The organism is Methylobacterium sp. Leaf456, assembly GCF_001425465.1.
In the GTDB taxonomy this organism is placed as follows: Bacteria; Pseudomonadota; Alphaproteobacteria; order Rhizobiales; family Beijerinckiaceae; genus Methylobacterium.
The window spans coordinates 1-21,897 of record NZ_LMQV01000019.1; the positions used below are offsets into that span (position 1 = coordinate 1).

The 21,897-nt window shown below is 67.2% G+C and carries 23 protein-coding genes, 1 tRNA gene and 1 pseudogene; 16 read left to right on the plus strand and 9 right to left on the minus strand.

All coding sequences use genetic code 11. The annotated features are described in order from the left end of the window. Window positions 1-188: 188 nt before the first annotated feature. Window positions 189-494, minus strand: a complete 306-nt coding sequence (locus ASG52_RS13150; protein WP_056243713.1) for a hypothetical protein — start codon at window positions 492-494, stop codon at window positions 189-191. A gap of 201 nt (window positions 495-695) precedes the next feature. Here ASG52_RS13150 and ASG52_RS13155 point away from each other — a divergent pair, with 201 nt between their 5' ends. Together ASG52_RS13155 and ASG52_RS13160 are read left to right on the plus strand one after the other, a co-directional pair. After that, the gene (locus ASG52_RS13155; protein ID WP_056243664.1) at window positions 696-1,328 is read left to right on the plus strand and encodes a 2OG-Fe(II) oxygenase; all 633 of its coding nucleotides are present in this window, start codon (window positions 696-698) and stop codon (window positions 1,326-1,328) included. A gap of 15 nt (window positions 1,329-1,343) precedes the next feature. Next, entirely contained in the window at window positions 1,344-2,003 is a 660-nt protein-coding gene (locus ASG52_RS13160; protein WP_056243666.1) for a hypothetical protein, read from the plus strand. Here ASG52_RS13160 and ASG52_RS13165 read toward each other — a convergent pair whose 3' ends face one another. Together ASG52_RS13165 and ASG52_RS13170 are read right to left on the minus strand one after the other, a co-directional pair. Continuing rightward, window positions 2,004-2,900: a pyridoxamine 5'-phosphate oxidase family protein gene (locus tag ASG52_RS13165; RefSeq protein WP_056243669.1), complete on the minus strand. Its 897-nt coding sequence runs from the start codon at window positions 2,898-2,900 to the stop codon at window positions 2,004-2,006. Window positions 2,901-2,913: 13 nt separating this feature from the next. Continuing rightward, window positions 2,914-3,525 (minus strand): glutathione S-transferase family protein, encoded by a 612-nt coding sequence (locus tag ASG52_RS13170; RefSeq protein ID WP_056243672.1) that lies wholly within the window; start codon window positions 3,523-3,525, stop codon window positions 2,914-2,916. 125 nt (window positions 3,526-3,650) lie between these two features. Here ASG52_RS13170 and ASG52_RS13175 point away from each other — a divergent pair, with 125 nt between their 5' ends. Continuing rightward, window positions 3,651-4,559 (plus strand): LysR family transcriptional regulator, encoded by a 909-nt coding sequence (locus ASG52_RS13175; protein WP_056243675.1) that lies wholly within the window; start codon window positions 3,651-3,653, stop codon window positions 4,557-4,559. A 115-nt stretch (window positions 4,560-4,674) separates the two neighbouring features. Here ASG52_RS13175 and ASG52_RS13180 read toward each other — a convergent pair whose 3' ends face one another. After that, complete coding sequence (locus tag ASG52_RS13180) at window positions 4,675-5,094, minus strand: DUF3597 domain-containing protein (RefSeq protein ID WP_056243677.1); 420 nt, start codon at window positions 5,092-5,094, stop codon at window positions 4,675-4,677. Window positions 5,095-5,385: 291 nt separating this feature from the next. Between ASG52_RS13180 and ASG52_RS13185 the strand changes: the two genes are divergently transcribed. From ASG52_RS13185 to ASG52_RS13205, 5 genes are all read left to right on the plus strand, one after another. Continuing rightward, the gene (locus ASG52_RS13185) at window positions 5,386-6,405 is read left to right on the plus strand and encodes an ABC transporter substrate-binding protein (protein WP_056243679.1); all 1,020 of its coding nucleotides are present in this window, start codon (window positions 5,386-5,388) and stop codon (window positions 6,403-6,405) included. 10 nt (window positions 6,406-6,415) lie between these two features. Continuing rightward, a complete protein-coding gene (locus tag ASG52_RS13190; protein ID WP_056243683.1) occupies window positions 6,416-7,168 on the plus strand; it encodes an ABC transporter permease in 753 nt (250 codons plus the stop codon). Next, window positions 7,165-7,923, plus strand: a complete 759-nt coding sequence (locus ASG52_RS13195; RefSeq protein ID WP_056243716.1) for an ABC transporter ATP-binding protein — start codon at window positions 7,165-7,167, stop codon at window positions 7,921-7,923. Before ASG52_RS13190 ends, ASG52_RS13195 begins: the two co-directional genes overlap by 4 nt. Before the next feature lie 230 nt (window positions 7,924-8,153). Then, window positions 8,154-8,588, plus strand: a complete 435-nt coding sequence (locus ASG52_RS13200) for a tellurite resistance TerB family protein (RefSeq protein WP_056243686.1) — start codon at window positions 8,154-8,156, stop codon at window positions 8,586-8,588. Window positions 8,589-8,672: 84 nt separating this feature from the next. Continuing rightward, window positions 8,673-8,864: a hypothetical protein gene (locus tag ASG52_RS13205; RefSeq protein WP_056243690.1), complete on the plus strand. Its 192-nt coding sequence runs from the start codon at window positions 8,673-8,675 to the stop codon at window positions 8,862-8,864. Between the two features lie 234 nt (window positions 8,865-9,098). Here ASG52_RS13205 and ASG52_RS13210 read toward each other — a convergent pair whose 3' ends face one another. Together ASG52_RS13210 and ASG52_RS13215 are read right to left on the minus strand one after the other, a co-directional pair. Further along, entirely contained in the window at window positions 9,099-10,718 is a 1,620-nt protein-coding gene (locus tag ASG52_RS13210; protein ID WP_056243693.1) for a peptide chain release factor 3, read from the minus strand. A 108-nt stretch (window positions 10,719-10,826) separates the two neighbouring features. Next, a complete protein-coding gene (locus ASG52_RS13215; protein WP_056243696.1) occupies window positions 10,827-11,570 on the minus strand; it encodes an SDR family oxidoreductase in 744 nt (247 codons plus the stop codon). A gap of 101 nt (window positions 11,571-11,671) precedes the next feature. Between ASG52_RS13215 and ASG52_RS13220 the strand changes: the two genes are divergently transcribed. From ASG52_RS13220 to ASG52_RS13230, 4 genes and pseudogenes are all read left to right on the plus strand, one after another. Next, window positions 11,672-11,746: transfer RNA gene (locus tag ASG52_RS13220), tRNA-Gln, on the plus strand. Between the two features lie 61 nt (window positions 11,747-11,807). Next, a pseudogene (locus ASG52_RS28655) lies at window positions 11,808-12,017 on the plus strand (DUF6538 domain-containing protein); the annotation flags it as partial. A gap of 3 nt (window positions 12,018-12,020) precedes the next feature. Next, window positions 12,021-13,727 carry a site-specific integrase gene (locus tag ASG52_RS13225; protein WP_156383947.1) on the plus strand — a complete coding sequence of 569 codons (1,707 nt, stop codon included), beginning with the start codon at window positions 12,021-12,023 and terminating at the stop codon, window positions 13,725-13,727. 363 nt (window positions 13,728-14,090) lie between these two features. Beyond that, window positions 14,091-15,359, plus strand: coding sequence for a hypothetical protein (locus tag ASG52_RS13230; protein ID WP_156383948.1), 1,269 nt, complete (start codon window positions 14,091-14,093; stop codon window positions 15,357-15,359). 311 nt (window positions 15,360-15,670) lie between these two features. On the opposite strand, the gene ASG52_RS26355 is transcribed toward ASG52_RS13230, so the two are convergent. Continuing rightward, complete coding sequence (locus ASG52_RS26355) at window positions 15,671-17,761, minus strand: AAA family ATPase (protein ID WP_156383949.1); 2,091 nt, start codon at window positions 17,759-17,761, stop codon at window positions 15,671-15,673. 228 nt (window positions 17,762-17,989) lie between these two features. Between ASG52_RS26355 and ASG52_RS13235 the strand changes: the two genes are divergently transcribed. Next, the gene (locus tag ASG52_RS13235; protein ID WP_056243704.1) at window positions 17,990-18,619 is read left to right on the plus strand and encodes a recombinase family protein; all 630 of its coding nucleotides are present in this window, start codon (window positions 17,990-17,992) and stop codon (window positions 18,617-18,619) included. Between the two features lie 139 nt (window positions 18,620-18,758). Here the strand turns inward: ASG52_RS13235 and ASG52_RS13240 are convergent, their stop codons facing one another. Continuing rightward, window positions 18,759-19,304, minus strand: coding sequence for a hypothetical protein (locus tag ASG52_RS13240; protein WP_056243706.1), 546 nt, complete (start codon window positions 19,302-19,304; stop codon window positions 18,759-18,761). Window positions 19,305-19,575: 271 nt separating this feature from the next. Here ASG52_RS13240 and mobC point away from each other — a divergent pair, with 271 nt between their 5' ends. Then, window positions 19,576-19,938: a plasmid mobilization relaxosome protein MobC gene (gene mobC / locus ASG52_RS13245; protein WP_056243709.1), complete on the plus strand. Its 363-nt coding sequence runs from the start codon at window positions 19,576-19,578 to the stop codon at window positions 19,936-19,938. A 206-nt stretch (window positions 19,939-20,144) separates the two neighbouring features. On the opposite strand, the gene ASG52_RS27190 is transcribed toward mobC, so the two are convergent. Beyond that, window positions 20,145-20,381: a hypothetical protein gene (locus ASG52_RS27190; RefSeq protein ID WP_156383950.1), complete on the minus strand. Its 237-nt coding sequence runs from the start codon at window positions 20,379-20,381 to the stop codon at window positions 20,145-20,147. A gap of 391 nt (window positions 20,382-20,772) precedes the next feature. On the opposite strand from ASG52_RS27190, the gene ASG52_RS27195 reads away from it, so the two are divergent. After that, complete coding sequence (locus ASG52_RS27195; protein ID WP_156383951.1) at window positions 20,773-21,087, plus strand: hypothetical protein; 315 nt, start codon at window positions 20,773-20,775, stop codon at window positions 21,085-21,087. Between the two features lie 131 nt (window positions 21,088-21,218). Beyond that, complete coding sequence (locus tag ASG52_RS27200) at window positions 21,219-21,734, plus strand: hypothetical protein (protein WP_156383952.1); 516 nt, start codon at window positions 21,219-21,221, stop codon at window positions 21,732-21,734. The last annotated feature ends 163 nt before the right edge of the window (window positions 21,735-21,897 follow it).

The following is a 21,897-nucleotide window of genomic DNA, read 5'->3' on the forward strand; positions in this document are numbered from 1 at the left end:
CAATCCGATCCGCCTTCGACAGCCTCACCCCAAAGGCCTGCCGCAACTGCCTCGCAGCGGCCGGATACGACGCCTACGATCCAACCTGATCGGCAACAGCTCTAGGTCGTCGTGCCGCATCGGCTTTGTCTGACAAGCCGGTTCCCACCTTGTCAGACCGATGCTCCGACGCGCACCGGCTCGGGCCCTCAATCCCCGTTCCAGTTCCAGTCGCCGTAATCGGGCTCGCGGCAGCGGTAGCCGATCGGGCATTGCGGGTTGTCGCGGGTCGGCACGAAGCGCAACTCGGCGATCTCGGTGAGTTCGCACAGGCTGCGGTCGCGCACGAAGCGCTCGGGCGTGCGCCCGCCGATGCCGAGCGTCACCGTGCCCTCCGCCTTCACGATCGCCATCGCCTCGGCGCAGGTCAGCCGGACGGTGGGCGTGCGCGGCTGCGCGCTCGCCGGAAGCGACGCCAGGGCAGTACCGAGGACGGCGAGGGCGACGGACTTCATCATGTGGGGTGCGGGCGACGGCCGGAGGGCGGCCGCCAAGCTTGACCATGGCAGGTTCCGCGAGCGCCGGGAAGGGGTTGCCCCGCGCTTGCCGCAATCGCACCGTCTACCGTTGATGTCGGGCCACGTTCGGCCCACTCTCACACGCCGCGCCGGCCGCCTCTACGCAGGCCGCGCCTTCCTTGACGGGACAGACGAGCCATGTCGGGCCTCTCGATCCTCAACGTCGATGCCGTGCGCGCCGCGCCGGTCTCCCGCGATCCCTACACCTTCTTCCTCGGCAACGGCGTCCTCAACGAGGGCGCCATCGCCGAGATCCGCCAGGACTTTCCGGCCATCGCCAAGCCCGGCTACCTCACCGTGGACGAGGTGGCGCTGAAGGGCCGCTTCAAGGCGCTGATCGACGAACTGGAGAGCGACGAGTTCTCCCGCATCCTCGGCGACAAGTTCGGCATCGACCTCGTGTCGTGCCCGCGGCTCACCACCATCATGAAGAAGAGCCAGCCCAAATACGGCTCGATCCATACCGACGGCCCGTCCAAGGTGATGACGCTGCTCGTCTACATGAACGACGCCTGGGACGCGCCCGCCGCCGGGCGCCTGCGGGTGCTCTACGACGGCAAGAACTACGAGCCCTTCGCCGTCGAGGTGCCGCCGACCATGGGGACGATGTTCGCCTTCCTGCGCGCCGACAATTCCTGGCACGGCCACGAGCCGTTCGAGGGCGAGCGCCGCGTGGTGCAGGTCGCCTGGGTCAAGGACGCGGCCGAGCTGGAGCGCAAGAAGAAGCGCAACCGCACCGCCCAGTTCCTGAAAGGCATCTTCGGGCGCTAAAGGCGGGAGCGCGCGATGTCGGCGACGGGGAAGGATGCGGGCGAGCCCGCCGAGACGGTGACCCCCACGGGCGACCGGGGCGTGTCCCGTCGGCTGCTGGCGATTCCCGTCGTCCTCGCCGCGGGCTGGGGCGCGCTGTTCTCCTACACCCTGCTGGCGCTCACCGACGACGGCCGCGAGGCCTCGGCCCGGCCGGCCCGCTACGCCAGCGCCGATCCCGGCGGCATCGACGTGCCGGAGGTGCGCCTGCCCGAGCCCGAAAGGGTGCCCTCCCCCGCGGCCCAGCAGCCCCGGCTCCTCCCGGTCGCCGCCGTGACGACGGCGCCCGAGGCGCTCGCCCCGCCCGAGCCGCCGCGGCCCGCGGCGCCGGTGCTGGAGCGCGCGGCCTATGTCGGCGTATGGGGCCCCAATGCCGTCGCCTGCGGCCAGCGCCAGCGCCGCCGCGGCTTCCTGCCCGCTACCATCACCGAGGAGGGGGCGAAGGCCGGCCGCACGAACTGCCGCTTCCGCAACAACCGCCGCGACGGCGCCGCCTGGACCATGGCGGCCGATTGCAGCGAGCGCGGCCGCCGCTGGACCTCGCAGGTGCGCCTCCTCGTCGAGCAGGATCGGCTGACGTGGTCGAGTCCCAAGGGGCTGGCGAGCTACATCCGCTGCGGGCGCAAGGCGGGCTGATCACGCCGCGCCGAACCGTAGCGGCAGGGCGCCCGCCCGGAACACCACCTGCTCCGGCACCAGCCGCCACAGCCGCTCGGCACCCTCGAAATCCGCGATCTCGGGCGAATCCAGCACCAGCTCCGTCCGCCCGGTGATCTGGAGCAGGTCGCCGCTCGCAAAATCCGGTACGGCGATGCCGGCGCGCGGATTGCTGAGCAGGTTGCCGAGCGTGTTGAAGAAGTGGTTGCCGGCGTAGTCTGGCACCGTGAGGGTGCCGTCGTCGGCGACCCGCACGAAGCCCGCCGGCCCTCCGCGATGCGAGACGTCGACTTGGGTCTGTCCCGCCGTCTCGGTGTAGCTCGCCACGAACAGCGTGTCGGTCGCCGCCAGCAGCGCCCGCGCCCGCCCGTCGAGCCGGTCCGACACGGTGGGCACCTGGGCCTTTCGGCGCGTGCCGGAAAACATCGCCGGGCGGGGCCGAATGTAGCGCGGGCAATTCCCGAAGCTCTGCTCCACCGCGACGGTGAAGCCGTTTTCGCCCCTCCGCTCCACCGTGCCGTTGAGGCGGTTGCGGCGGCGCGTTTCGAGTTCGATGCCGAGCAGCCCGACGCCAGCGCCGTCGTGCAATCCCTCCTCTGCCGGATCGTCGGGCTCCGGTGCCGCCGCGACCGTGAGGTGGTGCGGGTCGGGCACTCCCAAAAAAGAACCGGGCGGGCCGGCCCGCAGGGTCGCCCACGGGGCGCCGTGGGCATCGACCGTGCCGAGCACCACGAAGGGCAGCAGCGGGTAGAACCCGGCATGCTGCTCGATCAGGTGGTCGCGGATCACCCGCGGGCCGATCTCGGCCATGCGGCCGGCGGAGCCGGCGCGCGTCTGGAGCGCGACCTCGCCGCCGTGCCAGGGCGTCCTGTCCATGTTGGCCTCCCCTTCAAGCGTTGAGGCCGGCGGCGGTCTTGGGGAACGGCAGGAAGCCCGGCAGCGCCGCGATCCGGGCGAGCCACGCGCGGATCGCCGGATAGGGGGCGAGATCGACGTTTCCTTCCGGAGCCGCCGCGACGTAGCTGTAGAGCGCCACGTCGGCGATGGTCGGATGCGCGGCGGCGAGCCAGTCGCGGGCCGAAAGTTCGGCCTCCACCAGGGTGAGGATGGCGTGTGCCCGCGCGATCACCTCTTCCGGCCGGAACGCGGCGCCGAACACGGTGACGAGCCGCGCGGCGGCCGGTCCGAAGGCGATTGGGCCCGCCGCGACCGAGAGCCAGCGCTGCACCCGGGCGGCGCCCTCCGGGGCCTCGGGCAGCCAGTCGGTGCGCCCCAGCTTCTTCGCCACGTAGACCAGGATGGCGTTGGAATCTGAGACGATGGTCCCGTCGTCGTCGAGCACCGGCACCTGCCCGAACGGGTTGAGCTTGAGGAAGGCCGGCGACTTGTGCTCGCCGCCCCGCAGATCGACCGGCACGGTCTCGAACGGCACGCCGACCAGCGACAGGAACAGGCGGGCCCGGTGGGCGTGGCCGGACAGGGGCAGATCGTAGAGCTTCACGGGTTTCTCCTCGGATGTGGGCCGTCCTCCGGCCGGTCCCCGGATCAAAACCGTTTCGCTGACCCACGAGAACCGCCATTGTTCGCAAGCGATTGTTGCGCAAAGTGGAATGATCGGAGTCCGCGATGGACCGCTGGCAGGTGATGCGGGTGTTCGTGCGGGTGGCCGAGAGCGGCGGCTTCGCGGGCGCGGCCCGCGCGCTCAACATGAGCCCGCCCGCGGTGACCCGCGCGGTCGCGGCGCTGGAAGCGCGGATCGGCGCGCGTCTTCTCACACGCACCACCCGCCGGGTGGCGCTGACCGAGGCCGGCGCCCGCTATCTGGAGGATTGCCGCCGCATCCTCGCCGAGATTGAGGAGGCGGAGGCCATCGCCGCGGGCGCCATGGCGACGCCGACCGGCACGCTGACGGTGACGGCCCCGGTGCAGTTCGGCCGTCTCTACGTGCTGCCGGTGATCTGCGAATTCCTCGACCGTCACCCCGCGATGGCGGCCCGCGCCCTATTCCTCGACCGGGTGATCGACCTCGTCGAGGAGGGGGCGGACGTGGCCCTGCGGATCGGGCCGTTGCCGGATTCCGGCCTCTCAGCGATTCGCGTCGGCAGCGTGCGCAGCGTCGTCTGCGCCGCGCCGGCCTATCTGGAGCGCCGCGGTACGCCGATGGATCCGGGGGATCTGACGCGCCACGCGATCCTCGGCCTGAGCGACCGAGCCGCGGTCGCCGAATGGCGCTTCGGTCCGGAGCGGCGGATGGCGGTTGCGGTGCGGCCCCGGCTCGTCTGCAACACGATCGACGGGGCGCTGGCCGCCGCCCTCGACGGACGGGGCATCGTGCGGCTCCTGTCCTACCAGGTCGCGCCGGCTCTCGCCGAGGGCCGGCTGGTGCGCCTGTTCGAGGCCCATGAGGGCCCGCCGATGCCGGTCCACGTGGTGAGCCCGGAGGGCCGCCGGGCGCCGGCCAAGGTGCGGGCCTTCGTGGAACTGGCCGTGGAGCGGCTGCGGGGTGATCCACGGGTGAACCCGCAGGCCGAATAAAGATTGCCCTCCCCCGCTGGCGGGAAAGGGCATTGGCTATCCGATCGCGTGCGACGGATGTTGGCTCACCCCGTCATTGCTTGGCTCCGCCTCGCAATGAGAAAGGAGAGGCAAATTAATCCTTCAGGTCGGCCGGGACCTTGCCGCCGTTCTCTTCCAGCTTCTTGATCACCTGCTTGTGCAGCCAGACGTTCATCGAAGCGGAGTCGTTCTTGTCACCCGAGTAATGCAGCTCGTCGGCGAGCTGCTGGCGGGCGTGCAGGCTCGAATCGAGGTCGAGCAGCTTCATCAGATCGACGATGGAGGTGCGCCAGTTGAGCTTCTGCCCGTTCTTGGCGGCCATGTCGTTGAGCACGGCCTCGACATCGACCGGGCCGCCGGACGTTCCGCCGCTGGTCGGGGTGGAGGCCGGCGCGCTGCCGCCGGAGGTGGGCTGCGCCTCGGTCGAGGCGGGCTTGTCGGCGGGCGCGGCCTGGGCCTCGGAGGTGCCGAAGGGATGGAGAATCTTGCTGACGATACTGCCGAGGAGGCTCATGGCGGTCGGGTCCTGTCGTCTCGTGCGGTCGGTGTGCCGCTACGGTTCGGTTAACAGCGCGTGAGGAGTGCCCGTTCCGCCCTGCCCTTTCGCCAAGGTCATTGCTGAAGCAATGGCCTTGGTTTTTGGGGTTGCCTCAGTCGCCGGCGCCCGCCTCCGCGGGCTTGGGCTCTCGCCTCGGCTCTGCCGAGGCCCGCTTCGCGCCGCGAAGCCGCACATGCGGCTTCCGGTGATTGGAAGATCGCGCCTGCTGTGCCATGGGGCGGGATCAGTCCTGCCGGAACCCGCCCGATGCGTCTCCTGATCAAGGCCCTCGCCCTCGCGGCCGGCCTCATCGCCACTGCAGCCCCCCTCCCCGCCGCCGCCCAGCAGGTGCCGGTGCGCATCGGCGTGATCCCGGTGATCGGCGCCGCCCCCGTCTTCGTCGCCAACGGCGAGGGCTGGCTGAAGGAGGCGGGGCTGGCCCCCACCTTCACCACCTTCGAGTCGGGTCCGAACATGATCCAGGCGCTGGCGTCGGGCACCATCGACGTCTACGTCGCCGGCATCGCCCCGCTCGCGGTCGCCCGCACCAAGGGCATCGACGTGCGGGTGGTCGCCGCCACCGCCATCGAGGAGATGGTGTTCGTGGCAGCCCCCAAGCTCGCCCCCTACTTCGCAAGCGCCCCGAGCAAGGCGGAAGCCTTCAAGCAGTTCAAGGCCAAGGAGGGCCGCCCGGCGCGGCTCGCGACCCAGCCGCCGGGCTCGGTGCCGAACACCACCCTCCAGCACTGGCTCTGGGAGGTCGCCAAGGCCGACAAGGCCGATGTCGAGATCGTCGCCATGGGCATCGACGCGACGCAGCAGGCGCTTCTTGCGGGGGCCGTCGACGGCGCCTCGATCCGCGAGCCGGCGCTTACCATCGTCCAGGCCCGCAACCCGAAGATCGCGCTCATTGCCACCGGCGGCGAGATGTTCCCGGATCAGCCGGGCACGGTCGTCGCAGTGTACGGAAAATTCGCCGACGCCAACCCGAAGGCTGTCGAGGGCCTCGTCGCGGTGCTGGTCAAGGCGACCGCGCTTCTGAAGAACGACCCGGCCAAGGCCGCCGTGCCGGTCGAGGCGGCGCTCGGCAAGGGCATCACCGACGTGGCGACGATCCAGAAGGCGATTTCGTCGCCCGCCGCGAAGTTCGTCACCGATCCGCGCACGATCGTCGAGGCGACGAAGAAGATGCAGGCCTATCAGGTCTCGATCGGCACCCTCGACAAGGAGGCGCCGACCGACGGCCTGTTCGACGCCAAGCCCTTCGACGCGGTGAAGAAGCCCTGATCCCGCATCCATGACCGCCCTCCGCTCGGTCGCGCTCGCGGCCGCCGGACTCGCCGCCTTTCTCGGGGTCTGGGAGGCGGCGCCCCGGCTCGATCTCGTCAACCCGACCTTCCTGCCGCCGCCCTCCTCCATCCCCGCCGCCTTCGGCCGGGAGATCGCGGGCGGCGCGTGGCCGCGCGCGGTCGCCGAGAGCCTGAGCCACTACGTCGTCGGCCTCGGCGTCGGCGCGGGGGGCGGCATCGCGCTCGGCCTCCTGTCCGGCATGTTCCGCTGGTTCGAGAGCCTGACCGCCTGGATCGTGCGGCTCCTGCGTCCCATCCCCGGCCTTGCCTGGGTGCCCTTCGCCATCATCTGGTTCGGCGTGCAGCCCTCGGCCGCCGTGTTCATCATCGCGGTCGGCGTGTTCTGGATCGTGTTCTTCGCGACTCAGGGTGCGGTGCGTGGCGTCGATCGCGATTTGATCGAGGTGGCGCAGGCCTTCGGCTTCCGCGGCCCCTTCGCAAGGCTCACGAAGATTCTGCTGCCGGCTGCGACGCCCGGCATCCTGGTCGGCGTGCGCACGGCTTTGGGCCAAGCCTGGATGGCGGTGGTCGCCGCCGAAATTTTTGGGGTGCCCGGCATCGGCGCCCGGATGATGCAGGCCTCCTCACTCCTCTCCACCGACATCGTCGTGGTCTACATGCTGACCATGGCCGCCCTCTACGGCCTGTTCGACACCGGCTTCGTCGCCCTCCAGGGCTGGCTGCTGCGGTGGCGCGCATGAGCGGGCCGGTCATCGACATCAAGGGCCTGTCGCTCGCTTACGAGCGCAACGGGCGGCGCACCGAAATCCTCGCGGCGCTCGACCTCGCGGTGCCGCGGGGCCAGTTCCTCGTCATCGTCGGCGAGTCCGGCGTCGGCAAATCGACGTTGCTGCGGGTGCTGATCGATCTGGCCAAGCCCAGCACAGGCACGGTCACCCTCGATACCGCGCGGGAGACGCGCAGCCCGATGGCCCTGGTATTCCAGGATGCCCGGATGCTGCCGTGGCGTCGCGTCATCGACAACGTCGCCTTCGGCCTGGAGCGCCACGGCCTGGGGAAGCCCGAGCGCCGCGCGCGCGCCGCCGCGATGCTCAAGCTCGTCGGCCTCGCCGACCTCGCGCAGCGCTGGCCGCACCAGCTCTCCGGCGGCCAGCGCCAGCGCGTCGCCATCGCCCGCGCGCTGGCGGTCGATCCCGAGGTGCTGCTGATGGACGAGCCGTTCTCGGCGCTCGACAGCTTCACCCGCGAGGGCTTGCAGGACGAGATTCAGCGCATCAAGGCGCAGACGGGCAAGACCGTGCTGTTCGTCACCCACGACATCGACGAGGCGGTCTACCTCGCTGACCGGGTGGTGGTGCTGGCCGGCAGCCCCGGCCGCATCGCCGCGGACGTCTCGATCACCCTGCCCCGCCCGCGTTTGCGCCGGGACACGGAGTTGGTCGAAGCGGCCCGCCACCTGCGCGGGGAGCTGTCGCGGCGTTCGTCCGACCTCTGACGCGTGAAGGCCGTGGAACGCGAGCGTCGCCGTTCGGGTTCGTTGCGTGTGTCGGGAAAACCTTGACGGTGGTGCCCGTGCTAGAGCCGTATCCGACCTGATTGCATCAGGTCGGCGTCTCTGAGGCTTTGCTTTGCCGCGCATTCTTTCGACGAACCGGTGTCCACTTCGTCGGAATGCACTCTAAGAACCATCGCGCGGCCCTGCGGGGCGACGCCGGGAGTATCGGGATGGGATTTTTTCAAGACGCCCTCCTCCGCCTGAACCGCGTGGTGCAATCCTACGCGGGCGACGCCGAGTTCATGCAGGCGGCGGTCTCGGCGGCGGCCAACGTCATCGTCGCCGACGGCGACACCGACGAGGAGGAGATCGAGGCGGCCCTCGTCAGCATGCGGGCCAACCCCATCCTCGAAAAGTCCTACGACACGCTGGCGCTGGAAAAGGCCTTGTTCGAGGCGTTGGCTCGCGCCGAACTCCGCGCCGGGCGGCTGGAAAACCTCCAGCAGGTCGCAGCCATCGCCGACCGGCCGGTCGAGCATCGCCAGCACATCTTCCTGATCGCCGCGGATGCCGCCGACAAGGGCGGCATCACCGAGAGCGAGCATAAGGTGCTCGACGATCTCGCCGCGGCGCTCGCCGTCGACAAGGCGTCGCTGCTCGGTTGAGGCGGCACAGGGCCGCCCGTCGCGCCCTCGCGAACCGGCCGCAAAGGGCGTATGTTGCCCTGCCGCTCGGGAGTGTTTGAAACGATGTACAAGGTAACGGGGACGGACCCGGCGGGACGCGAGATGACGTTCGCCTGCGGCACCGACGAGCAGGCCCTGGAAAAGACCTGGGAACTCGCCCGCCGCGGATTCCGTGACGTGGCGGTCTCCGACCCGAGCGGGAAGCGCATGAGCGCCGGGGCGTTCGAGCGGTCGCTGGATTTCGATTACGATTGAGCTTGGCTCGGCCAGCGAAGCCCTACGCCGACACGCACGGACACGGTTCCGAAGAAACCCGCGCCGTCATTGCGAGGCGAAGCCGAAGCAATCCAGCGCTCCGAACTCTCATGATAGAGCGCTCGCGGGACCGCTTCATCGGCTCTGTCTCGCCTTCTCCGGCGAGGTGGCGCTCTGGATCGCTTCGGCTCCGCCTCGCGATGACGAGTTGGGGCGTCGGGCGCGCGAAGCCCCTCACGCCGTCCGCTTCTGATAATCCTTCACGTCCGTGAACCGGATCTTGTCCCACCGCTCCTCCTCGTAGCGCAGTGAGAAGGCGGTGGTCGCCATGAAGACCGGGGCCCCGTCGAGGTCGCTCGCCATCGACGAGCCGTGGGCATCGACGAACTTGTCGATCTCCACCTCCGACTCCGACTCGATCCAGCGGCAGACCGAGAACCGGCTCGTCTCGAAGTCGATCGGCAGGCCGTATTCCGCCTGGAGCCGCTCCTTCAGCACGTCGAGCTGGAGCGCGCCGACCACGCCGACGATGGCCGGCGAGCCGTCCTGCGGCACGAACACCTGCACGACGCCCTCCTCGCCCATCTGCTGGAGCGCTTCCTTCAGCTTCTTGGCCTTCATCGCGTCGGTGAGCTTGATCCGGCGCATGATCTCGGGGGCGAAGCTCGGCACGCCGCGAAACACCAGTTCCTCGCCCTCGGTGAGCGTGTCGCCGATGCGCAGGGTCCCGTGGTTGGGGATGCCGACCACGTCGCCGGCATAGGCCTCGTCGGCGATGGCGCGATCCTGCGCGAAGAAGAATTGCGGCGCCGAGAGCGACATCGGCTTGCCGGTGCGCACGAGCTTGGCCTTCATGCCGCGTCGGAGCTGACCGGAGCAGACCCGCATGAAGGCGATCCGGTCGCGGTGGTTGGGGTCCATGTTCGCCTGGATCTTGAACACGAAGCCCGTCATCTTCGGCTCGGTCGGCTGCACCGCGCGCTTGTCGGCCTCCTGGCCCCGCGGCGGCGGCGCGAAGCGCGACAGCCCGTCGATCAGGTCGCGTACCCCAAAGTTCCGGAGCGCCGAGCCGAAGAAGACCGGCGTCAGGTGCCCCTCGCGGAACGCGGCGAGATCGAAGGTCTTGAGCCCGCCCTCGGCCAGTTCCACCTCGTCGCGCCACGCCTGCGCCGCACCGTCCTCGGTGAGCAACTCGTCGAACAGCGGGTCGTCGGCACCGGAGACCGCAATCGTGCCGGCGTCGTCCGCCGCGTCGAGCCGGCGCACCCGGTTGCCGCCGAGTTCGTACGTGCCGGCGAAGTTGCGCCCGAGCCCGATCGGCCAGGTCACCGGGGCGACGTCGAGCGCGAGCGTCTTCTCGATCTCGTCGAGCAGCTCGAACGGGTCGCGCGCCTCGCGGTCGAGCTTGTTCACGAAGGTGACGATCGGGATGTCGCGCAGGCGGCACACCTCGAACAGCTTTCGCGTGCGGGCCTCGATGCCCTTGGCGGCGTCGATGACCATCACGGCCGAATCGACCGCGGTCAGCGTCCGGTAGGTGTCCTCCGAAAAGTCCTCGTGGCCCGGTGTGTCGAGCAGGTTGAAGACGCAGTCGCCGTACTCGAAGGTCATCACCGAGGTGACGACCGAGATGCCGCGCTCCTTCTCGATGCCCATCCAGTCGGAGCGGGTCGAGACGCGGTTGCGCTTGGCCTTCACCTCACCGGCGAGCTGGATCGCGCCGCCGAACAGCAGCAGCTTCTCGGTGAGCGTGGTCTTGCCCGCGTCCGGGTGCGAGATGATCGCGAAGGTGCGCCGCCGCGCGACCGGGTCGGCCTTGGGATCGGCGGGTTTGGGTTCGGTTTGCATCAGCATGGCGGGCACCGGCCGCCGCTTGTCGCGGGCGGCCGCTCGTCTGGTGTTTTTCGGGCGTGGTCTGCTCTCTACGCGGTCCAGGGCTCACGCGCAAAGCCGGTGCCGGCGTCAGCCTCGTCCGACATAGGGCATGCCGGTCGCCATCACGGTCATGAACAGGACGTTGGCCGAGAGCGGCAGCCCGGCCATGTAGACCACCGCCTCGGGCACGTGCCGCGCATCCATGAACGGCTCCGGCTTGATCGTCCCGTCCGCCTGCCGTGCGCCCTTGCCGAACCCTTGCGTCATCTCGGTCTCGGCGTTGCCGATGTCGATCTGGCCGCAGGCGATGTCGAAGGCGCGCCCGTCGAGCGCGGTGGCGCGGGTGAGCCCGGTGATGGCGTGCTTGGTGGCCGCGTAAGGCGCCGACATCGGCCGCGGCACGGTCGCCGAGATCGAGCCGTTGTTGACGATCCGCCCGCCGCGGGGCTCCTGCGCCCGCATCATCGCGAACGCCGCTCGCGTACACAGGAAGGCGCCGGTGAGATTGACGTTCACGCTGCGCATCCAGTCCTCGACCGCGATCTCATCGACGGTGGCGGCCGAGGTGAAGATGCCGGCATTGTTGAACAGCAGGTCGATCCGCCCGAATTTGCTTGCGATCTCCGCGAACAGCGCCTCGACCGCGGCGGGGTCGGCGACATCGGTCGGCACGCACAGGGCCTCGCCCGGCAGTTCGCCCGCGACCGCCTCCAACGCGTCCCGACGCCGCCCGGCCAGCACCAGCCGCCACCCGGCCTCCGACAGCCCCCGCGCCACCGCCCGCCCGATCCCGGACCCGGCCCCAGTCACCAACGCCACGCCGCCGCCCATCCTCGCCTCCCCGCGCCGCCCGCTCCCTTCTATCGCAGCTTCGCGTCACCAGTTGCCAGCCCCGCGTGGCCCGTCTAGAGAACCCACGGCCTTCGCGTCGTTGGGGCGTCGCCAAGTGGTAAGGCAGCGGTTTTTGGTACCGCCATTCCCAGGTTCGAATCCTGGCGCCCCAGCCATCCTCCGATTTTGCGTGCTAAGCCTGTAGGTTAGGCGAAACCACCCTTGGGTGGCGCCCAAGTGGTCCACATCGCTGGTCCACATCGGGGCTTTTGGTTGCGACACGGGCACTACCTTCAGAAGCGGGGTGACCGCTACCGGTTCCGGGTACGGGTTCCGGCTGGGATTGCGCCGTTCGCCCTTCCGGGCGAGATTGTCGTGAACCTAAAGACGAATTCGCGGACCGTTGCCATCACGCGGGCAAGGGTGCTTCGCGTAGCGCTGGACCCGCTCTTGACCGACCTCACCCTGACCCTCAGCCGTGCTGATGCCGACTGTCTGGTTCGCGGCTGGATCGACCAGCACGCCCAGGCGTGGGAGGTGAACATCGCGACGACCGGCGGCCTCGCCTACTTCACGAAGGCCGAGAGTGAAGCGATGGATCCCGACCAGTCACGGGAGATGGACGACCTCATGCGGATCGTCGGCGACATGGTGGCCCGCCCCCAATTTAAGGTCGTAACCCAGGCAGCGCTTTCGGGGCGCAGACCGGACGCGGTGCGGATCCTTGAGCCCATCGTAGAGAAGGCTCTGGCGGATATCGCGCCGGACATCGACCGCGACAGTCCTGACGGCCACCTTCTCGCCCGCACCATCCTGCGAGGGTTCGCCACCCTCCTGGACGAGCGTGCCGATGCCGAGCGTGGCACCCTCACACCCGTCCCGCGCCACGTGGCACCCCGCCGGCCTGAGAAACCGGTGACCTCGCCACCCTTGATCCCGTTCCTATCGCGGTGGACCGAGTTCGAGACCGCGAAGCGCAACGATGGCCGGTGGAAAGCGGACACGGCCTCGAACGCGGCCTCGTCCCGCAAACTCTTCCTTGGGCTCATGGGCGACAAGGCGGCGTCTGCGGTGAAGCGGCAGGACGCGTCGGAGTGGCGTGCCCTCCTGTTCCGCGTCCCACGGCTCTACGACAAGGCACGCGACTGGCGTGACCTCCCCGTGCGCGAGATCATCCAGTCCGCCGACGCTCGGGATGCGGTGGCCGAACCCGGGGTAGAGCCCGTGGCTCGCCTTAAGCTCGCCACCGTGGACAAGCACTTCGGCAATCTTCAGGAGTACTGGGACTGGTTGCATACGAACGGTCACGTTCCCCGGGCGGACACGAACCCGTTCGAAGGCTTCATTCAGTCCAAGCCCAAGGGGCGGCATGCCCGGCACGAGCGGGATGCTTGGCCGCAGGCGATGGTCGAGAAGCTCTTCACCTCACCGGTGTTCTCGGGCTGCAAGAATCTACAACGTCGAACCGTTGCAGGATCGATGGTCTACCGGGATGCCCGGTTCTGGGTCACGCTCTGGGGGCGGCTCACAGGTGCTCGCGAGGACGAGATCTGCTCGCGAGTCGTAGGCGATATTGAGTTCGTTGCCAGCATCGCCATCCTGCGCATTCGGGCCAGCAAGACCGTAGAAAGCCCGCGCGACCTTCCGGTTCCCGAAGCCCTGCTCCGCATGGGTTTTCTTGAACATCGGTACTTCGGGCGCGACCCGGAGGAGCCCCTGTTTCCCGAGCTGATCCCGCAAGGCCCAGGAAAGCGCCGCTCTGCGGCATTCTCTGGGTGGTTCACGTACTACCGAGTGAGGACCGAAACCTACAAGGCGCTGGTCGACTTCCATTCATTCCGGCACAACGTCTCGACCGACTTGCAGAACATGCCCGGCCTGAACATGGGCTGGGCCGATGAGATTACGGGTCACGACAGCCCTATTCGAGCGAGCGAGCGCCAGCGCTACGCTAAGGGTGTCTTCATGACCCACCTCAAGGAGACCCTCGACCGCATCGAGATCGGCGTGGACCTCACCCATCTCGACTACCACGGTCCTCGGGGCGTGGCGGCACCCGGCGCGGCCGAGGAGCGCAGGGAGTTCGTCGCCCTCGCCGAGCGGGACATGCAGTTGAAGGCAACGCGTGCGGGAAGGGCCAGAAAGCCGCGACGCTGATGGCTGTGGGAACGGGCCATCGACATATGCATGCAAATCGTCAAGCTTGGGTAATACCCCGTCGCCGTGGCGGGCCGCCGATGCCCGCCCATGCTCCTCGACCCATCCTCCGCTGCTCCCGACCACGGCTCGGCGCCCCGCGCGCCTAGGGAACGACGGCGGTCGCGCAAGCCCGCGCTGACCCGCGCAGAGGCGGCCCGTGCCGATACCCGCACCTGCACGATACTCGAAGCTCACAACATCGATTTCCGTCCTGCCTACGAAACCGTCCTTGTGGCCCTCTCCACGGGGGCGCAGTATCCCCTTAAGGAGACCCGGGACAGGCCACTCTTCGCAGCCCAGTTGCGGTGCCGGGCGGCGGCCATGTGCCTGACCTTCGACGCCTACCACCAGCGCCACGACCTCGGGAGCCTTCGCCTCGTCGGCCTGCGGCCTCGGCAGGGGAAGGCCCAGCCAGGGACCCTCGACCAGGCGCTTGCTGCCTTCGCCCGGGACTACGACCGTCACGTGGGGCGCCTCGTCACGGCCGGCACGATCAGCCCGGTGCTGTCCGCCGTCCACATCCGCTACGATGCGAGGCTCGGCCTTTGGGACATCCACGTCCATGCCCTGTGGGATGTGGCGGACGACAAGGTCGATGCCATGTGGATGGGCCTCGGCGTAAAGTTCGCAGACAAGTGGATGGATGGCGACAAGGTCGAGAGGCCGGGCGCCGCAGTGAACTACTGCGTAAGCCGCGTCGTCGACCATCGCGAAATGATGACGTGGCCCGAAGAGGCCATCCTGGAACTCTGGAACCTGCCACGGGTCCGTCTGATGCGGCCAGCCGGGGCCTTCCGCGTCTACCGCGGCACCCTTAAGAACAAGAAGGTCTGGCGCGAGGGCAATCGCGTCATGGTCGAAGAGCGTCCGGAACCCGGACCGCGCCGCAAGGCCGCCAAGCGCCCAGGACCGGCCGTGGAGGCGGGTCGAGTGGTCGCCATCAGAAAAAAGTCTATTGCGGGCGAGGAGACCCTGTGCGCGGTCGTGAAGCGCCCGCGGGTGGCTAATAGCGTCGAGGGAATCGGCGCTGGAGCCCCGGCCCCCTCACGTGCGCGCGCAGACCTCGCCTACGGCGAGTACCGCCGTAATTCCCCATTCGTCGATGCGACGCCTTCCCGAACCGCTCTGACCCCAGGTACAGTAGCGTCTGCCGTTCCGGTTGCCTCTGCGCCCCAGAAGGTCGCTAGAAGGGCCTTGCGCGTCTTCCCGCCCCGGAAAGCGTGGATCCTTGCGGTATGGTCTCAAGGCCGTCTCAGGCGCCTTCCTAGCGCCATCGTCCGCAGGCTCGCCAGGCCAACAACAGGAGCACTTGTGATCGCGTCACAATCGCGGCCTCTCGTCGTTGTGCCGTTGCCTACCCAGGCGTTTCCTGACCGTCTAGAGCTCACTACCGTCTCTGGGCATCGAAGAGGCCCACCAGCTCCCATCGGTAGGACCTCCACCAACGACGGCGGGAGCCAAAATGGCACCGCGTTGGAAGCGCCCCTCCCCACCGTCATCATCAGGGGCCAGACGATGCCTTTGGGGTTTATGAACCGGCCTGCCCGTGCGCCGCAGTACGCCTCCTCAAAGACCGGCTCCGTACCGTAGAATATTGCCCCGGCTGCGGTCCCCTCTCCCCCAGTTGATAGGGTCAGTGCCAGACGAGCCTACTGACCAACGCAATTTCCATCGTACCATTGTAAGGGCTTACTCCTGAGCTGCACCTCAGCTGGGTCCCATGTCCCCTGCCGCAATACGGTTGGGCTCGGCGAAGGTAGAACGGACATCCCAAGCGCAGACAGTCCCAAGACAAAGACGCCGCTGCGCCTGCGGAGTTGTAAGTTTTCCGAGTTGGGCCCGGAAGGCAACATTATGGGCTCCTTTGCCCTATCGCCTTCAGGACCCTATGGAACATAAGTTTAGACAAGAATTTTTTCAACGATGGATTTCATGCCAGAAGGCTGGTAACCATCGTCCTTCATTCTCGCAAATATAAGGTTTCTAAATATCTCATATTGAACAGAGCCGGCATGCTTTCCCGCGAACCGTTTCAAAATGTCCCTGCCTCTGAATGTTTTCACCCACGTCCCGTCTGCAAGATTTGATTTGTAACCGAGAGAAATTTCTTCTTCTTTCGCCTTTAACGTTTCCAGGCTCAGTCTGCCGGTGATTTCGTTTGTTATACGCTCCAGCGATCTGTTGACTGCGGCGAACAATTCGCCCGAAAGATCGCCCTTCTTGGGATCTGTTCCCGTATTTATAGAATTTATAAGTGCCGTATTCGCAATTTCTGAAAGTTCATGTCTTATGAGTTGCGGCAATGTTTCAGTAGCGCATGATCTCAGTTCATCGCTTATCTGCTCTTCCGTCAATGCGTTGCCTAATCCAAGAGATCTGAGGACAGTTTGTATGTATTTTATATCAATGAAGTAGTTTTCAATATGATATACGTCCCAACTAAACACATTTACTGCCGGGCTTTTATGCGGCTCTGGCCCAGAGTCTCGGTCTGTTACCGCGTAAAAAGCGAATGGAAGGTGGCCCTGCTGCGCTGCAGCTTCCAGAGTCTCGTGGAGGGCACGGACCCGTGCTTTGTTGCTGCCAGAAATCAAGTTAGCTTTACTTAGAAGCTCTGGAAACAATCCTCCTACGACCTTCCGATCAAAATCGGTATCACCCCCGCCTTCAAAGATGACTACCTTTCCACTGGGTCGATATGCAGCCAAGTCACCGACCAAATCGACCAATGCGAGGTCTAGATCTGCATTTGCCTTAAGGGGTCTGAGTTGGGGTTCTCCCGCTGCGGTTGAAGAACTTGGCATCATATGAAATACATTATAACTTTCGGTTCCGACGACTTCACGTAAAAGAGCGTCAGAGTGCGTCACCAACCAGATTTGGTTGTTGAGTGCCTCCCCAAGATGCTTTCGGTAAAATTGAGGAAGACCCCGTATCAAGCGTGGATTGAGATGCAATTCCGGCTCGTCTAAGATGATTATCGAATTTTTTGGGGCAGAATTTCTTATACGAAGGTATCCATATAAAATTTCTTTCTCGCCGGCACTTAGTTCATCAAGATCATGGGTATGCCCATCTTTAGTCCGAACGGGAAAGGAAAGGCTTCCATCAGGCCCAGGGGATGGTCCAACGAACTCCTTATCTGGGAAAAATGTTGAGAAAAGTTCTTTTAGCGTATTGCTGAGCGTTGATTGCTTGTCCCGAGGAACACCAGCCTGCTCTGCCAAAACTTCTCTAACAAAAGATGCCGCCATTTCGCCTTTGACATTACTATATTTAGCGCCGTAATTATAAAGTGCTGTTTGACTGCGCTGCTGCTCGTTGGCTTCAAGATTTAGGTTTATGCCTTGCACAGCTTCTCGACCATAATGACGCTGAGCACCATGATAATCAATAACACCAATTTCGTTCGGACGGAACGTGCTAAAGAAAACAGATAGTGCAACTGAATTTTCGATATGGGGCACCCCACCAACCGGTATAAAGCATTCGCCTTTTATAGTGCTTCTTGAGAGTTCCTCAATAAGGCCGGGAAACATAGAGAATGCTCTTTGGCCCACGGCTGGCTCCCGATCTCTAAACTGAGATGCGAACATCGCCATTCTGGATCCGCCCCAGCCATATGCCTCAGGCATCTCCAACCTCCAAACAAATTCTTTCAGCAATTCATGAGCATTCTTGCTAACAAAATCACGCTCTTCATCAGACAACCTAAAATGACATGTAATTCTCATCTCCTTGGTGGGATCGTTAAATAAAGATTTATAGTCGCTCGAACGATTGGTCAGCTGTATGGAAAACTCTCCCATCCACTGCTGCCACTCGTTCGCCTGATAACCTCCATAAACTGACTTAAGAAGCCGCAATGCATCGAAAATACAAGATTTACCGGAACCGTTCTGGCCGGCAATTATGACCATATGGCCTAACTCTGCCATATCTAATCCACGGATGCCTCTAAAGTTCTTGATACTTAGATTGTCGATCCGCAAAACGAACCTCCCCGTGAGCTTTAGCGACAAATCTTCAATCTAAAGTTATAATCAAGCTTGTCAAGAAGGCCTAAGCTCGCTTCACGCTCTGAGGATCAGGATGGTTATGGTCTGTTTCGAGTATGCCCTTCCTGCACCACCGCCGTGCTGGTTCACTTTCCGAGCTTGGCCGTTTCAAAATGAACTGGTAGACTGTGAACCAGCCCAAGTGAACTCAGCGGCCTCGCCATGTTCGTGCGCGCCTACCTCCGGGCCTCCACCGACGACCAGGATGCCTCTCGGGCCCGGGCCGACCTCGAACGCTTCGCCACCGAGCGCGGCCTGACCATCGCCGCGACCTATGTCGAGAACGCCTCGGGGGCGTCGCTGGCCCGCCCCGAACTCTTCCGCCTCCTCGGGGATGCCTGCCACGGCGACGTGCTGCTGGTGGAGCAGGTGGACCGCCTCTCCCGGCTCACGGCGGACGACTGGGAGCGCCTGAAGGCCGAGATGGCCGCCCGGCACATCCGCGTCGTCGCCCTCGACCTGCCGACTTCGTGGACGATGGCCAACACTGAGGCCGACGCGTTCACCGTGCGGATGTTCGATGCGATCAACGCCATGCTGCTCGACATGCTGGCCGCGGTCGCTCGCAAGGATTACGACGACCGCCGCCGGCGGCAGGCCCAAGGGCAGGCGAAGGCCAGGGCTGCCGGCCTCTACCGGGGCCGGGCCGAGGACGTGAAGCGCAACGCTGGCATCACCGGCATGCTGCGGGACGGCGCATCGTGGACGTCGATCCAGGACCTGACCGGTTGCAGCCGCGCCACCGTCGCCAAGCTAGCTAAGCGTCTTCGCGACGTTCAAGCGACGGTCTGAGGCGTGCCATATTAGAACGCCATGGCCCATAATCCGTTAAGGATTCCGACACCATCTTCCTCGGCTGAACCGTGTTGGCGCCACCACACTCGCCGCCGGAACGGCTGCGGCACTCACACCGGCGGCCCGATCCGGTGCTTCAGGCGAGATCCATCGAGGCCGACGCGCAGGCTGCGTCGGCCTCAGCGAGGATGTCCTCCACGTCGATGAAGTCCGGTCCCGGCAGGGGCCCCTGCGGGGGCGTGTAGGGTAGATCCGCGTCGAGGTTTTCGAGGTGCGGGAGGGCCTGACCGGGTGCCGCCCGGGCGAGCCCGAGGCCCCAGGCCAGGACCAGCATCGCGCGGACTTCGACATCGAGGTGCAGCGCCATCCCCGCGACGGCCGGGGTCGCGCCGCCGGCCAGGAACCGCTGGGTCAAGGCTGTGGCGTCCCCCCGGCACCCGGCCGGGTCCGGCCGCAGCAGCAAGCCGGCACCATCGAGCAGGCCTCCGACCGCCCGGCGCTGGGCGTTCGTCGTGCGGGCGAGGAACAGGTGGCGCAGGGCCGCCGCCTTCGCGGCCGGTTCGAGGTCGCGGCGCGCCAGGATCCGGCCGCAGGGATCCAGCGTCAGGCGTAAGAACGCCTCCGCATGTGGGTCCCACCGGATCGCTTCCGTGGTCGGCATCGGTGTCAGGATCGCAGTCATACCGGTCGGCTCCACTCGTCCAGGTGCAATGAAGGTGCCGAGCGTCCGCCGATGCCGCAAGGTGATACCGACCTCCGCGGGCCGTCGAGGCCGTTTCGGCAGGTATTAGGTCCGCCGGCTTCGACCGAGGTATCCCGGCTGCTTCTGGTGTTACCTTGTCGAATCGATGGGAACACCGATGCTGTGCAGGATAGCCCCTGAGAGCCAGCAATGTCCGGTATGACCGGACAACTGGCCAAGGGGGCGTACCGCCCCCTGTGGAACCCCCGCCATGGCGACCGACGCGCCCCTCCCGGCCCTCTGTGAAGTCGTGACCCTCAAGCTCCGCCCGGAGGAGCGCGCGACCCTGCGCGCGACCGCCGCCGGCCTCGGCGTCGGCCCCTCGTCCTACGCCGCGGACGCGGTGCGCCGGGCACTTGGCACCGAACGGCGCCGCCCCCTGCCGCAGCCGCGCTCGGCCCTCACCGAGGCGGTCCGCGAGGCCACCGGCGCCCTCGGCCGGGTCGGTAACCTCGTCAACCAGATCGCCCGGCGCGCGCACCAAGGCCAGCCCGCCCAGGCGGCGGAACTGGCCACGATCCGGGCGGCGCTGGCCACCATCGACGCCCGGCTCGGCGCGGCCCTGAAGGCGTGATCATGCAGCACGTCCGCCACGGCCGCACCGCCCGGGATGCCATGAACTTGGCGCGCCACCTCCTCCGCCTAGACGGCAACGCCAGCGTCGAAGTCGTCCGCGTCGTCGGCCTTGCAGCCACGGACCTGCCGGGTGCGCTTGCCGCGATGCGCCGCCTCGCCCCACGCACCGCCGCGGCGGCCTTCCACCACATCAGCCTCGCCCCGTCAGGGACCTGCGCGGTCGCCGACCTGCGCGCCGACGCCGACCGGGCGATGCGCGAGATGGGCGCCGACCCCGCGATCCACCCGCACGCCCTCGTCGTCCACGGCAAGGCCTCGGTTGCCGGCCGGGCCCCCTGCCACGCCCACCTCGTCGTGGCCCATTGGGGCCTGGAGGGGCAGGCCCTCGATGACAGTTGGTTGCACCTGCGCCTGGAGCGGGTCGCCCGCGAGATCGAGCACGACCGCGGCGAGCCCCTAACCCCCGGCCGTCACGACCGGGCCCTGGTCAAAGCCCTGCGCGCCCGGGGGCGGCCCGAGGTCGCCGCCGCGCTGGAGGCAGCGGGCTCGGACGGCCCGCCGCGGTCAGCGACCACGCCCGGGGCGCGTCAGCGGCTGCGCCGGGCCGGGGTGGATGACGTGGCGGCCCGCGCCGCGGTGAAGGCGGCATGGGCTGCAACGACCGGGCCGGCGGCGCTGCGGGACGCCCTTGCCGGGGCCGGCCTGTCCCTCGCCCCGGGCGGGAAGCCCGGCGTCTGGACCGTCATCGCGGCCGGGGGCGCTGTGGTCGGCGCCCTCGACCGCATCGTGACGCAGAAGCGGGCCGTCGTGGCCGCGCGTATGGAGGAATCCGATGACCGTACCAACCCCGGCACTGCCCCCGTCCCCGCCGCCGCCCTCCCAGGAGATCCTCAACCGGACCCGGGTCATCGATACGCGCACGGATCGGCTGATGGCGCTCCTCGACCTGCTGGAGGAGCGGGAGGGCCCGTCCCCCCTGGAGGCTCTGCGCGAGACACTGGTGGAGATCCTGGTGGCCCAGCGCGCGGCGGGGGACCGGCTCGCCCGGATCGAGGGGGCCCTGCGCCTGCCGGCCCAGCCCCCGCGCCCCGCCGCAGGGACCGGATCCGCGAAGCCGCCGCCGCGCACCGCCTCGCCCGCGGCCTGAACCCCGCCACGATCCAGGAGGAGGCCGCACGACGCTACCTCGCCGCGCGGCTCGCCGAGGTCGAGGCCGTCTACCACCGGGCTCGCCGGGAGCGCGATGAGGCTCGGGCCCCCGTCCCGGAACCCGCGGCCGTGGCCGAGGCCCGGGCCCTGGAGGTGCGGGCGCGGGAGGAGGCGGGGCGGGTCCAGGCCGAGGCCGATGCGGCGGAAGCGCGCCGCGCGGCCCTGGCAGCCCTGATGCCGGCCGGATGGCGCCGGGCGTGGTGGTGGGCCCGCGGCCGGCTCCGGCCGCATCGGGTCGCCCTGGCGCAGGAAACCGGCGCTGCCCGCGACGCACGAGATATGGCGATGGTGCATGCCCGGATCGTCAGCGGGCGCGCATTCGGGATCGAGGTCGAGGTCGAGAAGGCGGTGCGCCGCCGCCCGGCCGAGGTGCAGCGGAGGCGCGAGGCCGAGGTGAAGGCCGTCCGCACGATGGAGCAGGCCGTGATTGCCGCCGACCTCCTCCGCGCCGACCCAGGCCGCGGGGCCCTGCCGGTCCCCGACCTGATGCGGCTCGCCGAGACGGAGCGTCGCCTCAGGAGGACCGGGGAGGAGGCCCGCGCGGTTCTGGAGGTAGCCAGTGGGCCCCGGTTGGGGCCCCGTTGACCCAGCCCAGGTCCGTGGTCCACATGGTCATACCGGACCGTTCCGAGCGCTGCCTAACCTTCGAGCTGTCAATCGGCGTCCAATCGGGACCCAGGATCGGCGTCCAAAAAGGACCCACCTGCCGGAAGGGTTTGAAGGCTCCAACGCAGAGATCGACGTCGCG

What these genes read in the sequence shown, in the direction of transcription:
- ASG52_RS13235 (WP_056243704.1), top strand. Translation starts at nt 17,990, where the DNA reads ATGTTCGTGCGCGCCTACCTCCGGGCCTCCACCGACGACCAGGATGCC.
- ASG52_RS13150 (WP_056243713.1), bottom strand. Translation starts at nt 494, where the DNA reads ATGAAGTCCGTCGCCCTCGCCGTCCTCGGTACTGCCCTGGCGTCGCTT.
- ASG52_RS13200 (WP_056243686.1), top strand. Translation starts at nt 8,154, where the DNA reads ATGGGATTTTTTCAAGACGCCCTCCTCCGCCTGAACCGCGTGGTGCAA.
- ASG52_RS13160 (WP_056243666.1), top strand. Translation starts at nt 1,344, where the DNA reads ATGTCGGCGACGGGGAAGGATGCGGGCGAGCCCGCCGAGACGGTGACC.
- ASG52_RS13180 (WP_056243677.1), bottom strand. Translation starts at nt 5,094, where the DNA reads ATGAGCCTCCTCGGCAGTATCGTCAGCAAGATTCTCCATCCCTTCGGC.
- mobC (WP_056243709.1), top strand. Translation starts at nt 19,576, where the DNA reads ATGGCGACCGACGCGCCCCTCCCGGCCCTCTGTGAAGTCGTGACCCTC.
- ASG52_RS13185 (WP_056243679.1), top strand. Translation starts at nt 5,386, where the DNA reads ATGCGTCTCCTGATCAAGGCCCTCGCCCTCGCGGCCGGCCTCATCGCC.
- ASG52_RS13190 (WP_056243683.1), top strand. Translation starts at nt 6,416, where the DNA reads ATGACCGCCCTCCGCTCGGTCGCGCTCGCGGCCGCCGGACTCGCCGCC.
- ASG52_RS13155 (WP_056243664.1), top strand. Translation starts at nt 696, where the DNA reads ATGTCGGGCCTCTCGATCCTCAACGTCGATGCCGTGCGCGCCGCGCCG.
- ASG52_RS13240 (WP_056243706.1), bottom strand. Translation starts at nt 19,304, where the DNA reads ATGACTGCGATCCTGACACCGATGCCGACCACGGAAGCGATCCGGTGG.
- ASG52_RS13215 (WP_056243696.1), bottom strand. Translation starts at nt 11,570, where the DNA reads ATGGGCGGCGGCGTGGCGTTGGTGACTGGGGCCGGGTCCGGGATCGGG.
- ASG52_RS13195 (WP_056243716.1), top strand. Translation starts at nt 7,165, where the DNA reads ATGAGCGGGCCGGTCATCGACATCAAGGGCCTGTCGCTCGCTTACGAG.
- ASG52_RS13175 (WP_056243675.1), top strand. Translation starts at nt 3,651, where the DNA reads ATGGACCGCTGGCAGGTGATGCGGGTGTTCGTGCGGGTGGCCGAGAGC.
- ASG52_RS13230 (WP_156383948.1), top strand. Translation starts at nt 14,091, where the DNA reads ATGTGCCTGACCTTCGACGCCTACCACCAGCGCCACGACCTCGGGAGC.
- ASG52_RS13210 (WP_056243693.1), bottom strand. Translation starts at nt 10,718, where the DNA reads ATGCTGATGCAAACCGAACCCAAACCCGCCGATCCCAAGGCCGACCCG.
- ASG52_RS13165 (WP_056243669.1), bottom strand. Translation starts at nt 2,900, where the DNA reads ATGGACAGGACGCCCTGGCACGGCGGCGAGGTCGCGCTCCAGACGCGC.
- ASG52_RS27195 (WP_156383951.1), top strand. Translation starts at nt 20,773, where the DNA reads ATGACCGTACCAACCCCGGCACTGCCCCCGTCCCCGCCGCCGCCCTCC.
- ASG52_RS13205 (WP_056243690.1), top strand. Translation starts at nt 8,673, where the DNA reads ATGTACAAGGTAACGGGGACGGACCCGGCGGGACGCGAGATGACGTTC.